General features: G+C 43.9%; 11 protein-coding genes and 3 tRNA genes. 8 read left to right on the top strand and 6 right to left on the bottom strand.

The window, feature by feature from the left end:
• Positions 1 to 26: 26 nt before the first annotated feature.
• Together MK370_RS05775 and MK370_RS05770 are read right to left on the bottom strand one after the other, a co-directional pair.
• Positions 27 to 1,388 (bottom strand): DUF438 domain-containing protein, encoded by a 1,362-nt coding sequence (locus tag MK370_RS05775; RefSeq protein ID WP_268684527.1) that lies wholly within the window; start codon positions 1,386 to 1,388, stop codon positions 27 to 29.
• A 2-nt stretch (positions 1,389 to 1,390) separates the two neighbouring features.
• Positions 1,391 to 1,621 (bottom strand): DUF1858 domain-containing protein, encoded by a 231-nt coding sequence (locus MK370_RS05770; protein WP_037617645.1) that lies wholly within the window; start codon positions 1,619 to 1,621, stop codon positions 1,391 to 1,393.
• Positions 1,622 to 1,874: 253 nt separating this feature from the next.
• Between MK370_RS05770 and MK370_RS05765 the strand changes: the two genes are divergently transcribed.
• From MK370_RS05765 to MK370_RS05750, 4 genes are all read left to right on the top strand, one after another.
• Positions 1,875 to 3,302, top strand: coding sequence for a helix-turn-helix domain-containing protein (locus MK370_RS05765; protein WP_268684526.1), 1,428 nt, complete (start codon positions 1,875 to 1,877; stop codon positions 3,300 to 3,302).
• A gap of 157 nt (positions 3,303 to 3,459) precedes the next feature.
• On the top strand, positions 3,460 to 4,968 hold the full coding sequence (glpK, locus tag MK370_RS05760) for a glycerol kinase GlpK (protein ID WP_002909032.1): 1,509 nt from the start codon (positions 3,460 to 3,462) through the stop codon (positions 4,966 to 4,968).
• Positions 4,969 to 5,036: 68 nt separating this feature from the next.
• Positions 5,037 to 6,863, top strand: coding sequence for a type 1 glycerol-3-phosphate oxidase (glpO, locus tag MK370_RS05755; protein WP_268684525.1), 1,827 nt, complete (start codon positions 5,037 to 5,039; stop codon positions 6,861 to 6,863).
• A gap of 72 nt (positions 6,864 to 6,935) precedes the next feature.
• Entirely contained in the window at positions 6,936 to 7,640 is a 705-nt protein-coding gene (locus MK370_RS05750) for an MIP/aquaporin family protein (RefSeq protein ID WP_268684524.1), read from the top strand.
• A 174-nt stretch (positions 7,641 to 7,814) separates the two neighbouring features.
• On the opposite strand, the gene rlmD is transcribed toward MK370_RS05750, so the two are convergent.
• Positions 7,815 to 9,206, bottom strand: a complete 1,392-nt coding sequence (gene rlmD / locus MK370_RS05745; RefSeq protein WP_268684523.1) for a 23S rRNA (uracil(1939)-C(5))-methyltransferase RlmD — start codon at positions 9,204 to 9,206, stop codon at positions 7,815 to 7,817.
• Between the two features lie 55 nt (positions 9,207 to 9,261).
• On the opposite strand from rlmD, the gene MK370_RS05740 reads away from it, so the two are divergent.
• From MK370_RS05740 to MK370_RS05725, 4 genes are all read left to right on the top strand, one after another.
• Complete coding sequence (locus tag MK370_RS05740) at positions 9,262 to 10,038, top strand: aminoglycoside 3'-phosphotransferase (RefSeq protein ID WP_268684522.1); 777 nt, start codon at positions 9,262 to 9,264, stop codon at positions 10,036 to 10,038.
• A gap of 26 nt (positions 10,039 to 10,064) precedes the next feature.
• Positions 10,065 to 10,841 carry a recombination regulator RecX gene (gene recX, locus MK370_RS05735; protein WP_268684521.1) on the top strand — a complete coding sequence of 259 codons (777 nt, stop codon included), beginning with the start codon at positions 10,065 to 10,067 and terminating at the stop codon, positions 10,839 to 10,841.
• A gap of 86 nt (positions 10,842 to 10,927) precedes the next feature.
• Positions 10,928 to 11,461 carry a DUF402 domain-containing protein gene (locus MK370_RS05730; protein ID WP_002896978.1) on the top strand — a complete coding sequence of 178 codons (534 nt, stop codon included), beginning with the start codon at positions 10,928 to 10,930 and terminating at the stop codon, positions 11,459 to 11,461.
• A 126-nt stretch (positions 11,462 to 11,587) separates the two neighbouring features.
• Positions 11,588 to 11,905, top strand: a complete 318-nt coding sequence (locus tag MK370_RS05725; RefSeq protein WP_002913192.1) for a DUF960 domain-containing protein — start codon at positions 11,588 to 11,590, stop codon at positions 11,903 to 11,905.
• 369 nt (positions 11,906 to 12,274) lie between these two features.
• Here the strand turns inward: MK370_RS05725 and MK370_RS05720 are convergent.
• The 3 genes from MK370_RS05720 to MK370_RS05710 form a co-directional block, all read right to left on the bottom strand.
• Positions 12,275 to 12,348: transfer RNA gene (locus tag MK370_RS05720), tRNA-Pro, on the bottom strand.
• Positions 12,349 to 12,367: 19 nt separating this feature from the next.
• Positions 12,368 to 12,441 (bottom strand) — tRNA-Arg (locus MK370_RS05715).
• A gap of 57 nt (positions 12,442 to 12,498) precedes the next feature.
• Positions 12,499 to 12,572, bottom strand: a tRNA-Arg gene (locus MK370_RS05710).
• Positions 12,573 to 12,623: the final 51 nt, after the last annotated feature.

Genomic DNA, 12,623 nt, shown 5'->3' with positions numbered 1-12,623 from the left:
TTTTCTCACTTTCTAACTGCAAATACCTAGTCCAAATCTCGATAAAAATCACGGTCAATGTCACGGAAAGGCTGAATGTCCTGTACATACTCCAGCACCCCCTGAAATTCACCAATCTCATTTCGCACTGCTGCATAGGTCACATGGACAAACTTGCCCCGTGATTCCGACTTGAACCACATCTCAAACTTGTCCCGCTCTCCCTCACGCAGAGCCTTGAAAATCCGCCGCACCTTGTCCAAAAACTTTGGCGGGTGGCAGAGCTCGACATTGCGCCCTATCTGGGACGGCGTCCGCTTGAAAATCATCTCGTCCGCCGGCACACTATCATTATAATACTGGAAAATATCATCCTTATTGACAAAGGTAATCTCCATGGGCAGATGGTCCAAAATCAGATTGGCCTCCGCCACAGACAGATATCCATGACCAAAAGGCTGCTGGGACTCCCGATTAAAGGCTTGCTCCTTCTTTTCCTTAGGCTTAAAGGAAATAGTGACCTGACCATCCGGCGTATCAATGACCTGCTCAAATCTGCCATCACTAGTTTGTTCTCTACTGGCTGGCGCTTCGCTTCCTTCATCAGCAGCATCCCCAGCTTCCTCCTCCGAGAATGAGTGCCGCGCAGGAATCCATTTCTCTGTCGGCTTGATAATAGCATAGCCATAAGCATCGCTCTCCTCAGCAATCTTGAGCCAGTCATCCTGATGAAAGGACTCGAGGAGAATCATCAGTAAAATAGACTCTTCCTTGAAAATCATAGCTTCAAACTCAGCTGCAAAAGTTTCAAATTTATCTTTGACTTCTTGAATCGAAGTGTCCGGCAGCTGTTCTGCAGCAGACCTAGCCTCTTGGAAAAGGTCCCGAATCTGGTCATCTACCCCCCACATGACCTTGGGCGGCGAATCGTGGCCATAGCTCTCCATGATGGGAAACATGAGCTCTTCCTTGCGCTGATAGTGAACATCAAACTGCCCCACCAAACTCAGCTGACGCTGGAGTCCCTTGCGGATTTCAGGAAGAAGCTCCTCATCTTCTGTACTTTCATAGGTAGATAGAAGCCTGCGAACCCGCATGAGGGCAGCCCGCAAGGCTAAATTTTCCTGCTTGAAGACCTGAACAGGATGGCCTGGATGGTCGGTATCAGCCACCTCCACATCCTGAATGGCACCTTTAAAGAGGTTGGCATGGACATTGCAGAGAGACATAACATCTTCAAATGTCACTCCCGTATCCGAGTTCATCAACTCATGCTCCATCAGGCTGATCTCAATAGCGGACACACCAGCAAAATGCTCGTTGAAGAGCTCCTGAACGGATTCTGCAGAAGCTCCGTTATGTAGGTCCAGCAAGATTGACTTGAGGACTTCAATGCGTTCAGTAGCCATGCCTAAATCCCCACCACTTCATAGCCGTTTAATTCCAGAGTTTGCTTGATTTTATTAAGATCAATGCCATTCATACCAGCGCCTTTTTTGATAGAAACCACGCGCCCTACTGTATTGCGCATGACAGGATTGGCCAGAGGCTTAAAGCCTAATTCTACCAGAACATCCAAAACCTCAGGCTGCTTCTCAATCACTTCTGCCACTGGGATAGACAAATCAATCACATTATCCATATCTGCTCCTTCATCGTTATTTTTCTACAATTATACCATAAAAAAGCTATCTGCCTCAAAGCAAAAAAGAACTGGGGTGTGCACCTCTTGCGTTTATTCAAAAGAAATGGAATAGCGAATTAAGATAGATATGATGACAGATTGTTTCAGTTTATTATTTCCTTAGACAACGATAAGAAAATATAAAGCACATTGCTTCGTCTTTTTTCCCTTTTGTGATAAGCTAAGATTAGTGAATTGAGAGGGTTTTCGTATGTATCTTGCAGACTTAATGGAAAAGAGTGAAGCGGGGAAGTATATTGTCCTGTCCTATTTACAGCAGCATTCTACATCCAGTTTGAAGGACGTTATGTCTGAAACCGGCTTCTCGAAAGCAACCTTGACCAAGTACATTAGCCTGATTAACGACAAGGCTAGCGACCATCATGCAGCCTTATCCATCCAGCTTCAGGACGAAACGCTCAGTCTGTCCATCGGACCGGATACCAAGGGACGGGACATTCGCAGGCTCTTTTTGGGCAATGCTATCAAATTCCAGATTTTAAACTGCCTGCTCTATCATCAGCAGTTTTTAGCCCATCAATTAGCTCAGGAGCTGATGATCAGTGAAGCAACACTCGGCCGCCATATATCTGGTCTAAATCAGATTTTATCAGAGTTTGAGCTATCTATCCAAAATGGCCGCTTAAAAGGGCCTGAACACCAAATCCGCTATTTTTATTTCTGCCTCTTTCGCAAGGTCTGGTCCAGCCAAGATTGGGAAAAGGAACTTCAAAAATCAGAAAGAAGGCAGGAAGTTGCCGTCTTAGAAGAACTCTGCGGAGCACAACTCTCTCAAGGGCAGCGATTGGACTTGGCCCTTTGGACACATATCACCCAACAGCGCCTAAGAGTCAATGCCTGTCAATTTCAAAACATTGAACAGAAAATGCAGGGCTATTTTGACAATATCTTCTACCAGCGCTTGCATCGCCGGACAAATGATTTCTTTGCCGGGCAGCACATCACCCTGAGTCTCGAAGATGGCGAAATGATGATTTTCTTTTCATTTCTGCTTTCCCATCGGATTCTGCCCCTGCACACCATGGAGTATATACTGGGCTTTGGCGGTGAAATTGCCAGCCTGATTACGCAACTGATTCAAGAGATGAAAGGACAGGACTTGCTTGGTGACTACATCGAAGATCAAGTGACCTACGAACTCAGTCAACTCTGCGCCCGCGTCTTTCTTTTCCGAGGCTATCTCTTGCAAGACAAATACAAGCATGACTTAGAACTTCGCCATCCTTACTTATGGAGCGAATACGATTATCGACAAGTGGCAGACAGGATTTTTAGCAAACTGCCTGTTTTCCAACAGGGAACATCTCTGGAGAAAAAGGTTTTATGGGAATGGCTCCAGCTGATGGAGTACATTGCTGAAAACGACGGTCAAGTCATCAAGATAGGCATGGACTTGACAGATAGTTTTATCGTCGTTTCCAGGATGACGGCCATTTTAAGGCGATACTTAGAGTACAATCGCTTTATTACGATTGAATCCTACGACCTTACCAGAAATTATGACCTCATCATCACCAACAATCCTATCCATCAAACCCAGCAGGTTCCCATCTATTATTTAAAAAATGACTTGGATTTGGAAGATTTGGCTCAGATCCGTCACATGATATTTCATTAAGAAACTTGGAGAAATCCAGGTTTCTTTGTGATTTTCGCACAATCTCCTCAGATTTTTTTAAAATTTAAAAAAAGTTGATAAAAAAGAAAGCGTTTTATTTTATATACTAGTTACTGTAGAGGAAACATCCTCAAGATTTTTACCAGGAGGACAGTTCATGTCACAAGAAAAATACATCATGGCCATCGACCAAGGAACAACTAGTTCACGCGCCATCATCTTTAATAAAAAAGGAGAAAAAGTTAGCTCCAGTCAAAAAGAATTTACTCAGATTTTCCCTCAAGCTGGATGGGTTGAGCACAATGCCAATGAAATTTGGAACTCTGTTCAGTCTGTTATCGCAGGTGCCTTCATCGAAAGTGGAGTCAAACCTAACCAAATCGAAGCCATCGGGATCACCAACCAGCGTGAGACAACTGTCGTCTGGGATAAGAATACTGGTCTTCCTATCTACAATGCTATAGTTTGGCAATCTCGCCAGACCGCTCCTCTGGCTGAACAGCTGAAAAGCCAAGGCTATGTGGAAAAATTCCATGAAAAGACTGGTTTGATTATTGACGCTTACTTCTCTGCTACCAAGGTTCGCTGGATTTTGGATCATGTAGAGGGTGCACAAGAAAGAGCTGAAAAGGGCGAATTGCTCTTTGGTACCATCGATACCTGGCTGGTTTGGAAATTGACTGACGGTGCAGCTCACGTGACCGACTACTCAAACGCAGCCCGTACTATGCTCTATAACATCAAGGATCTTAAATGGGATGATGAGATTTTGGAAATCCTCAACATTCCAAAGGCTATGCTTCCAGAAGTTCGATCTAACTCAGAAATCTATGGCAAGACTGCTCCATTCCATTTCTACGGCGGAGAAGTTCCAATCTCTGGTATGGCTGGTGACCAACAGGCCGCTCTCTTTGGACAGTTAGCTTTTGAGCCTGGTATGGTCAAGAATACTTACGGAACTGGTTCTTTCATCATTATGAATACTGGTGAAGAGATGCAGCTGTCTGAAAATAACCTCTTGACAACCATTGGCTACGGTATCAACGGCAAGGTTTACTATGCTTTAGAAGGTTCTATCTTCATTGCCGGAAGTGCCATTCAATGGCTGCGCGACGGTCTTCGGATGGTTGAAAATTCACCAGAATCTGAAAAATATGCTCTCAATTCTCACAACAATGACGAAGTCTATGTCGTACCTGCCTTTACAGGTCTGGGCGCTCCCTACTGGGATCAAAATGCACGGGGATCTGTCTTTGGCTTGACCCGCGGAACCAGCAAGGAAGACTTTATCAAGGCTACCCTGCAATCCATCGCTTACCAAGTACGAGACATCATTGACACTATGCAGGTGGATGCCAAGACTGCTATTCAAGTCCTCAAAGTCGATGGCGGTGCCGCTATGAACAACTTCCTCATGCAGTTCCAGGCTGACATTTTGGGAATCGATATTGCCCGTGCTAAAAACTTAGAAACAACTGCTCTCGGGGCAGCCTTCTTGGCAGGACTGTCAGTAGGCTACTGGAAAGACTTAGATGAACTCCGCACTCTCAATGAAACAGGAGAACTCTTTGAACCATCTATGAATGAATCCCGCAAGGAACAACTCTACAAAGGATGGAAAAAAGCCGTTAAGGCAACTCAAGCCTTTGCAGAAATCGACGACTGATACTGATTCATATTTTGATAATCAAGTCAGTAGAAGCATGAAGCAACTCAGTTAGAAAGTGTGTAATTATGGAATTTTCAAAGAAAACACGTGAATTATCGATAAAAAAAATGCAGGAACGCACCTTAGACCTCCTGATTATTGGTGGTGGGATTACCGGTGCTGGGGTAGCCTTGCAAGCTGCTGCTAGTGGCCTTGATACCGGTCTGATTGAAATGCAGGACTTTGCAGAAGGGACTTCTAGCCGTTCTACCAAACTGGTCCACGGTGGCCTTCGTTACCTCAAGCAATTCGACGTAGAGGTGGTCTCAGATACAGTTTCTGAGCGTGCTGTGGTTCAGCAAATTGCCCCTCATATTCCAAAACCAGATCCTATGCTGCTTCCTGTCTACGAAGAAGAGGGTGCTACTTTCAGCCTCTTCCGTCTCAAAGTGGCTATGGACCTCTACGACCTCTTGGCTGGTGTTAACAACACTCCTGCTGCCAACAAAGTTTTAAGCAAGGAGGAAGTGCTAGAACGGGAACCTGAACTTAAGAAGGAAGGCTTAGTCGGCGGTGGTGTCTATCTTGACTTCCGCAACAACGACGCTCGCCTCGTGATTGAAAATATCAAACGGGCCAACCAAGATGGTGCATTGATTGCCAACCATGTCAAGGCAGAAGGTTTCCTCTTTGATGAAGCTGGAAAGATTAAAGGCATTGTTGCGCGTGACCTCTTGACAGATGAAGTCTTTGAAATCAAGGCTCGTCTAGTCATCAATACAACTGGACCTTGGAGCGACAAGGTGCGCAATCTGTCAAATGATGGTGAGCAATATTCACAAATGCGTCCAACCAAGGGTGTTCACTTGGTTGTTGACTCTAGCAAGATCAAGGTTTCTCAGCCAGTCTACTTTGACACAGGCTTGGGAGACGGCCGGATGGTCTTTGTTCTGCCAAGTGAAAATAAAACCTACTTTGGTACGACTGATACTGACTACACTGGCGACCTTGAGCATCCAAAGGTAACACAAGAAGATGTAGATTACCTCTTGGGCATTGTCAATAATCGCTTCCCAGAAGCAAAGATCACAATTGACGACATCGAAAGCAGCTGGGCTGGCCTGCGTCCTCTGATTGCTGGAAATAGTGCTTCTGACTACAATGGCGGAAACAACGGTACCATCAGCGATGAAAGCTTTAATACACTGATTGCGACTGTTGAAAGCTACCTAGCCAAAGAAAAATCTCGTGAGGATGTTGAAGCAGCTGTTACGCAACTCGAAAGCAGCACTTCTGAAAAACACTTGGATCCATCTGCTGTATCCCGCGGTTCCAGCCTGGAACGTGATAACAATGGCCTCTTGACCCTTGCTGGCGGTAAAATCACAGACTATCGTAAGATGGCTGAAGGTGCTATGGAGCGCGTGGTTGAAATCCTCAAAGCAGAATTTGACCGCAGCTTCAAGCTCATCAACTCTAAGACCTACCCTGTTTCAGGCGGAGAGCTCAATCCAGCAAATGTGGATTCCGAAATCGAAGCTTTTGCTCAACTTGGTGTATCACGCGGCTTAGACAGCAAAGAAGCCTTCTATCTTGCAAACCTTTACGGTTCGAACGTCCCTAAAGTCTTTGCCCTCGCTCACAGCATTGAGCAAGCACTAGGTCTCAGCCTAGCAGACACCTTGTCACTGCATTATGCTATGCGTAACGAATTAGTACTCAGCCCAGTTGACTTCTTACTTCGTCGGACAAACCACATGCTCTTTATGCGCGATAGCTTGGATGCTATTGTAGAGCCTGTTCTGGATGAAATGGGACGCTTCTACGACTGGACAGAAGAAGAAAAAGCAGCTTATCGAAACGATGTTCAAGCTGCCCTTGCAAATAATGATTTAGAAGAATTAAAAAAATAGAAAATACGAGAAGAGGCGGTAGGCAAAACAACTGTCTGTCTGCCTTCCCTTCTTTTAAATGGAGTAACATAAATGATGAAAGAAATATTTGGTGAATTTTTAGGAACACTGCTCTTGCTCCTTCTGGGAAATGGAGTGGTCGCAGGTGTGGTTCTTCCCAAAACTAAGAGCCACAATTCAGGTTGGATTGTGATCACCATGGGATGGGGGATTGCCGTTGCCATCGCTGCTTTTGTATCCGGCAACCTTGGCCCAGCCCATCTGAACCCTGCCTTAACTATCGGAGTAGCTCTGAAAGGTGATTTGCCTTGGGCATCTGTTCTTCCTTACATCCTCGCTCAGTTTGCAGGCGCTATGGTCGGACAGTTCCTCGTCTTCCTACAGTTCAAACCTCACTATCTAGCTGAAGAAAATCCGGCTAACGTTTTGGGTACATTCAGCACGGGACCAGCTATCAAAGATACCTTCTCTAACCTGATCAGCGAAATCCTTGGAACCTTTGTTCTTGTACTGACTATCTTCGCTCTAGGACTTTATAAGCTGCAAGCAGGCATTGGCACTTTTGCTGTCGGAACATTGATTATCGGGATCGGTCTCTCACTTGGTGGAACAACTGGCTATGCCCTCAACCCGGCTCGTGACTTAGGACCTCGCATCATGCACAGTCTTCTTCCAATTCCTAATAAAGGAAATGGCGACTGGTCTTACGCTTGGATTCCTGTTGTGGGACCTATCATTGGTGCCGTCCTTGCAGTCCTAGTCTTTGGCTTATTCTAATATAACTGATTGCTATTTGAGAACACTTGACGAGTGTTCTCTTTTTGTGACTAATTGATTAGGTGGAGACTAATCTTCCGAACTTACTCTTCCGATAAAACCATTGCAATTTTGACAAAAAAAAGACTGAGCTCCGTATCACAGAAAACTAAGTCCTTTTTTAAAGCTATTTTATCAACTTTTGTGAGTCCTTTCTGAACCCATACGAATGCTGTCTTTCTTAGACAATTTCACCACTGCCTCGGTTCGAGAAGTATGTGGAAACATATCAACCGACTGGATGTAGTGGACATCGTAGACCCGACAGAGTTTGACCAAATCCCGAGCCAGAGTTGAGACATTGCAGGAAACGTAGACCATCTTCTCAGGTGCATAGCGGACAATTGTCTCCAGCAGCTTATCATCCAGACCTGTTCGCGGCGGATCGACAATCAGGGCATCCGCCCGATAACCCTCAGCGTACCAGCGAGGAATAATCTCCTCTGCCGTCCCAGCCTCGTAGAGTGTATTGTCAAAGCCCATCCGCTTGGCATTGCGCTTGGCGTCTTCAATGGCCTCAGGGATGATGTCCATGCCCCGCAAAGACTTGACCCTTTTAGCAAAGGCAAAGCCGATGGTCCCAACCCCGCAATAGGCGTCAATCAAATGATCTTCTTTCGTCACATCCAGCGCCTTAACCGCCTCCCCATAGAGCACTTCTGTCTGTTCAGGGTTGAGCTGATAGAAAGCTCGAGGCGATAGGGAGAACTCATAGTCCAGCACTCCTTCTTGGATAGCCTTCTCACCCCAGATAATCTCTGTCTTATCCCCATAAATCTCACTGGACTTGCTTGTATGATAATTGACTGCGACTGTCTCTAGCTCTGGAAACTCAGCCACTAGGTCTCGGACGACTGGAGAAAAGTCCAGCTTACGACCTGTCACAAAAATCATCTGCATCTGACCCGTCTTTCTGGCTCTGCGAATCATGACGGTGCGTACTCCGGCAGTCTTCCTCTCATCATAAATAGGCAGCCTGTACTTGCCTAAAAGCCGAGCCACCTTATTGATGATCTGTTGTGTTACCTTGTCCTGAACCAGACAGTTTTTCAGCGAGACCAGATAGTGGGAATTCTGGGCATAAAGCCCCGCCTTGACCTCATCCTTAAACTTCCGAGTCTGAAACTGCAGTTTAGCCCGATAATAGAGCGGCTCCTGCATACCAATGGTCGGACGAATCTCATAGTTCTCGTAACCAGCTGGCGCAAATTTTTTCAAGGCCTGACGCAGCAAATCTTCCTTAAACTCTAACTGCTTGTCATAGTGGAGGTGCATGATTTGACAGCCCCCACAGCTATCATAAATCTCACAAGGCGCTTCCACCCGAAATTTTGACCGCTTGTTGATGGTCAAGAGCTTGGCCTCGATGAAATTACGCTGAACCTTGGTCACCTGACAGTAGACTTCCTCACCCTTCAAAGCCCCTGGCACAAAGACCAGCGTTTTCTTATAAAATCCAATCCCTTCCCCATTAATCCCCATTTTCTTAATTTTCAAAGGGATTCTTTGTTTCACTTTCACATTCATGCTTCTATTATACCACGCTGCCTCGCATTAGTTGAGAATATGTTACAATAAAAGTATGAAAGCAGAAAAAATATCCCTTCCACTAGCCCAATTCCCTGAGCAAATACGAACTTATCTAGAGGGAGCCAATTTTTACGACAGCTCCTCACATTCTGGAGCCAGTGTTTTCTATGCTGATACGGGCTATTATTTGAAAATTGACCAAAAAGACCAGTTAGCCCAAGAAGCCACACTTGCCAAATGGTTTGAGAAGCAAGGACTCGGTGTACCTATCATTCACTACCAAACAACAGATAAAGACTACTTGCTGACTAAAGAAGCCGAGGGCAAGGACGCCCTAGCCTTTCTCCAACAGCCAGAAGAACTTTGCCAAACAATGGCTGCTGCACTAAAAAAACTTCACGGCATCCAACCCCAGTATTTCCCAATTAAACATCGCCTCCAACTCTATAAAGGGCAAGCAGAGGAAAATTATCGGAAAGGCTACTTTTATCAAAAAGCCTTACTGCCTCAATTTCATATCCAAAGTCGAGAGGAAGCCTACCAGCTTATCCAAGAACAGGGACACCTACTGACGGCGGACACCTTGATTCATGGAGATGCATGCTTGCCTAATTTCATTCTGAAAGACGCAGCAACCTTCTCCTGCTTTATTGACCTTGGCCTCGCCGGCCTTAGCGATCGCCACATTGATCTTTACTGGGCAGTCTGGTCTCTTACTTATAATTTATCCGCCCCTCAATACGCAGAGCTCTTTCTTGACTACTATGGCAGGAAGGATGTTGATACAGACAAACTGCGCTTGATAGCTGCCTTTGAAGCATTTGGCTAAAAGAAAGGATTCTACCAAAATCTCTTATGAAAATCACAAAAATCGCAAAGAAAAAAAGACTCTACCTCTTGGAGTTGGACGACAGTGAAAAGCTCTATATTACAGAAGACACCATCGTTCGCTTCATGCTGTCCAAAGGAATGGAAATCACAGAGCAAGAGCTATCAGAAATTCAAGACTATGCACAATTTTCCTACGGAAAAAATCTAGCCCTCTATCATCTCTCCTTCAAGCAAAGAACTGCTAAAGAAGTCAAAGACTACTTAACGCAGCACGACATTCAACCAGAAATCATCAGTCAGGTCTTGGACAATCTAAAAAAGGAACATTGGATTAATGATAGAAAATATGCTCATTCTTTTATCCAATCCAACCTTCTCACTGGTGACAAAGGCGCTTTTGTTCTAAAGCAAAAACTCAGTCAAAAAGGAATTTCTAGCACTATCATAGAGGAAGAATTGAGCCAGTTTGATTTTACTGAACTAACAGACAAGGTTGCCGAAAAGCTGCTCAAAAGACACCAAGGAAAACTACCCAGCAAGGCCTTACAAGATAAAATACTTCAATCCTTGATAAACAAAGGTTTTTCCTATAGTCAAGCTAAAAACGCCTATCAGCATTTGGAAATCGAAGAAGACCAAGAAAACCAGCAAGAGCTTCTCTATAAAGAGCTAGACAAGCAATACCGCAAGTACTCAAAAAAGTATGACGGTTATGACTTAAAACAGCGACTGACGCAAAGTTTAGCCCGCAAAGGCTATGATTTCTCTGACATTGCCAGCGCCCTGAGAGAATATCTTTAAGATTTCCAATGAAAACTTATGCATTTCTATGAAAATATGTTACAATATAGAAGATGAACTTATAAATTGTAGAAAGTTGGTAAGTTATGAAACTTCCAAAAGAAGGCGACTTTATTACAATTCAAAGTTATAAGCATGATGGGAATCTTCACCGCACCTGGCGAGATACCATGGTACTAAAGACAACAGAAAACGCCATTATTGGCGTTAATGACCACACACTGGTAACAGAAAGTGATGGCCGACGTTGGGTAACACGTGAACCAGCCATTGTCTATTTTCATAAAAAATATTGGTTTAATATCATTGCCATGATTCGAGACAATGGAACTTCATACTACTGCAATCTAGCCAGTCCTTACTATCTGGATAATGAAGCTCTAAAATACATTGACTATGATTTAGACGTCAAAGTCTTTGCTGATGGTGAAAAACGCCTGTTGGATGTAGAAGAATATGAACGCCACAAAAAGCAGATGCACTATTCTGATGATTTGGATTTCATTCTCAAAGAAAATGTCAAAATCCTAGTTGATTGGATTAACAACGGAAGAGGTCCATTTTCAGATGCTTATGTCAATATTTGGTACAAACGTTATGTTGAACTAAAGAATCGATAAAGTTGTCAAAGAGCGCAAGCTCTTTTTCTTTTGTCCAATTCGGCCTCACCAGAGGTCAAATTCTTGCAATCTCAAGCATATTCGGGTATCATATAAGAAAATCCAGACTGTAAGAAAGGAGTCTCTATGGCATTTACAAATACTCTTGGCCGATATGCCAGCTTTGGCATCATGACGAGCCTCCCTGAAGAAATTGTCGACTCATTCTGGTACATCATTGATAACAATCTCAAAGGTGTCTTTGAACTTCGCCCAGTCCTCAAGTTCGAAATCATCAACCACCAAGGAAGAGTATCTCTGCGATTCTCACAAAAAAACTTCAACACCATTATTTCATTTGACTTAAACTATCAATTTGACCCTTTCTTTCCCAGAAAAGTCTACATCGTTGATAACAAGGGCAAAGAAACCATTATGCTATCTGACGAATACTCTTTGATGTAGAAAATCAAACTCAGCACATATAAAAACCTCTGAAAGCAACTATTCACCGCTATCAGAGGTTTTTATCTTTAATATTATTCATCTCAAATGGAAAATAGATTTGAGCAGCATTATAGAGCTTAAACTCTCAGAATACTAGCCTTTAAAATCAAACTAAACCTGATTTAATAATCAAATCCCTTGCTTTCAAATAGGATTATATAAAGAGAGAAGACAAGTAGTTATAAAAGATTGTATCTCTAATTAAATCCGACTATAACTAAAAGAGCTCAACAACAACATATGTTAGCTAAGTTTAGGATAATGAATAAACAGGTTTCTCAAAAAAAAAAAAGATAGATCAGTATATCCATCTTCTATGTTATCTAGTCGGGAAGACAGGATTCGAACCTGCGACACCTTGGTCCCAAACCAAGTACTCTACCAAGCTGAGCTACTTCCCGAACTTAAGTTATTACTTAATGCACCCTAGAGGAGTCGAACCTCTAACCGCCTGATTCGTAGTCAGGTACTCTATCCAGTTGAGCTAAGGGTGCTCACTATTCATATTAAATTCATTATAGCAAAACTTAAGAAAAAATCAAACAATTTAATGCACCCTAGAGGAGTCGAACCTCTAACCGCCTGATTCGTAGTCAGGTACTCTATCCAGTTGAGCTAAGGGTGCTCATCTTCTTCTACTGCCTCTTACAAGTCTATGCCGAGGACCGGAATCGAA

This window comes from Streptococcus sanguinis (genome assembly GCF_026781265.1).
In the GTDB taxonomy this organism is placed as follows: domain Bacteria; phylum Bacillota; class Bacilli; order Lactobacillales; family Streptococcaceae; genus Streptococcus; species Streptococcus sanguinis_T.
The sequence above is the reverse complement of the archived record's forward strand: the minus strand, read 5'-3'. Positions and strand labels throughout refer to the sequence as shown.

Bases quoted from the DNA above. Each gene is read 5' to 3' on its own strand.
- MK370_RS05775 (WP_268684527.1), bottom strand. From the start codon at position 1,388: ATGGCTACTGAACGCATTGAAGTCCTCAAGTCAATCTTGCTGGACCTA.
- MK370_RS05770 (WP_037617645.1), bottom strand. From the start codon at position 1,621: ATGGATAATGTGATTGATTTGTCTATCCCAGTGGCAGAAGTGATTGAG.
- MK370_RS05765 (WP_268684526.1), top strand. From the start codon at position 1,875: ATGTATCTTGCAGACTTAATGGAAAAGAGTGAAGCGGGGAAGTATATT.
- glpK (WP_002909032.1), top strand. From the start codon at position 3,460: ATGTCACAAGAAAAATACATCATGGCCATCGACCAAGGAACAACTAGT.
- glpO (WP_268684525.1), top strand. From the start codon at position 5,037: ATGGAATTTTCAAAGAAAACACGTGAATTATCGATAAAAAAAATGCAG.
- MK370_RS05750 (WP_268684524.1), top strand. From the start codon at position 6,936: ATGATGAAAGAAATATTTGGTGAATTTTTAGGAACACTGCTCTTGCTC.
- rlmD (WP_268684523.1), bottom strand. From the start codon at position 9,206: ATGAATGTGAAAGTGAAACAAAGAATCCCTTTGAAAATTAAGAAAATG.
- MK370_RS05740 (WP_268684522.1), top strand. From the start codon at position 9,262: ATGAAAGCAGAAAAAATATCCCTTCCACTAGCCCAATTCCCTGAGCAA.
- recX (WP_268684521.1), top strand. From the start codon at position 10,065: ATGAAAATCACAAAAATCGCAAAGAAAAAAAGACTCTACCTCTTGGAG.
- MK370_RS05730 (WP_002896978.1), top strand. From the start codon at position 10,928: ATGAAACTTCCAAAAGAAGGCGACTTTATTACAATTCAAAGTTATAAG.
- MK370_RS05725 (WP_002913192.1), top strand. From the start codon at position 11,588: ATGGCATTTACAAATACTCTTGGCCGATATGCCAGCTTTGGCATCATG.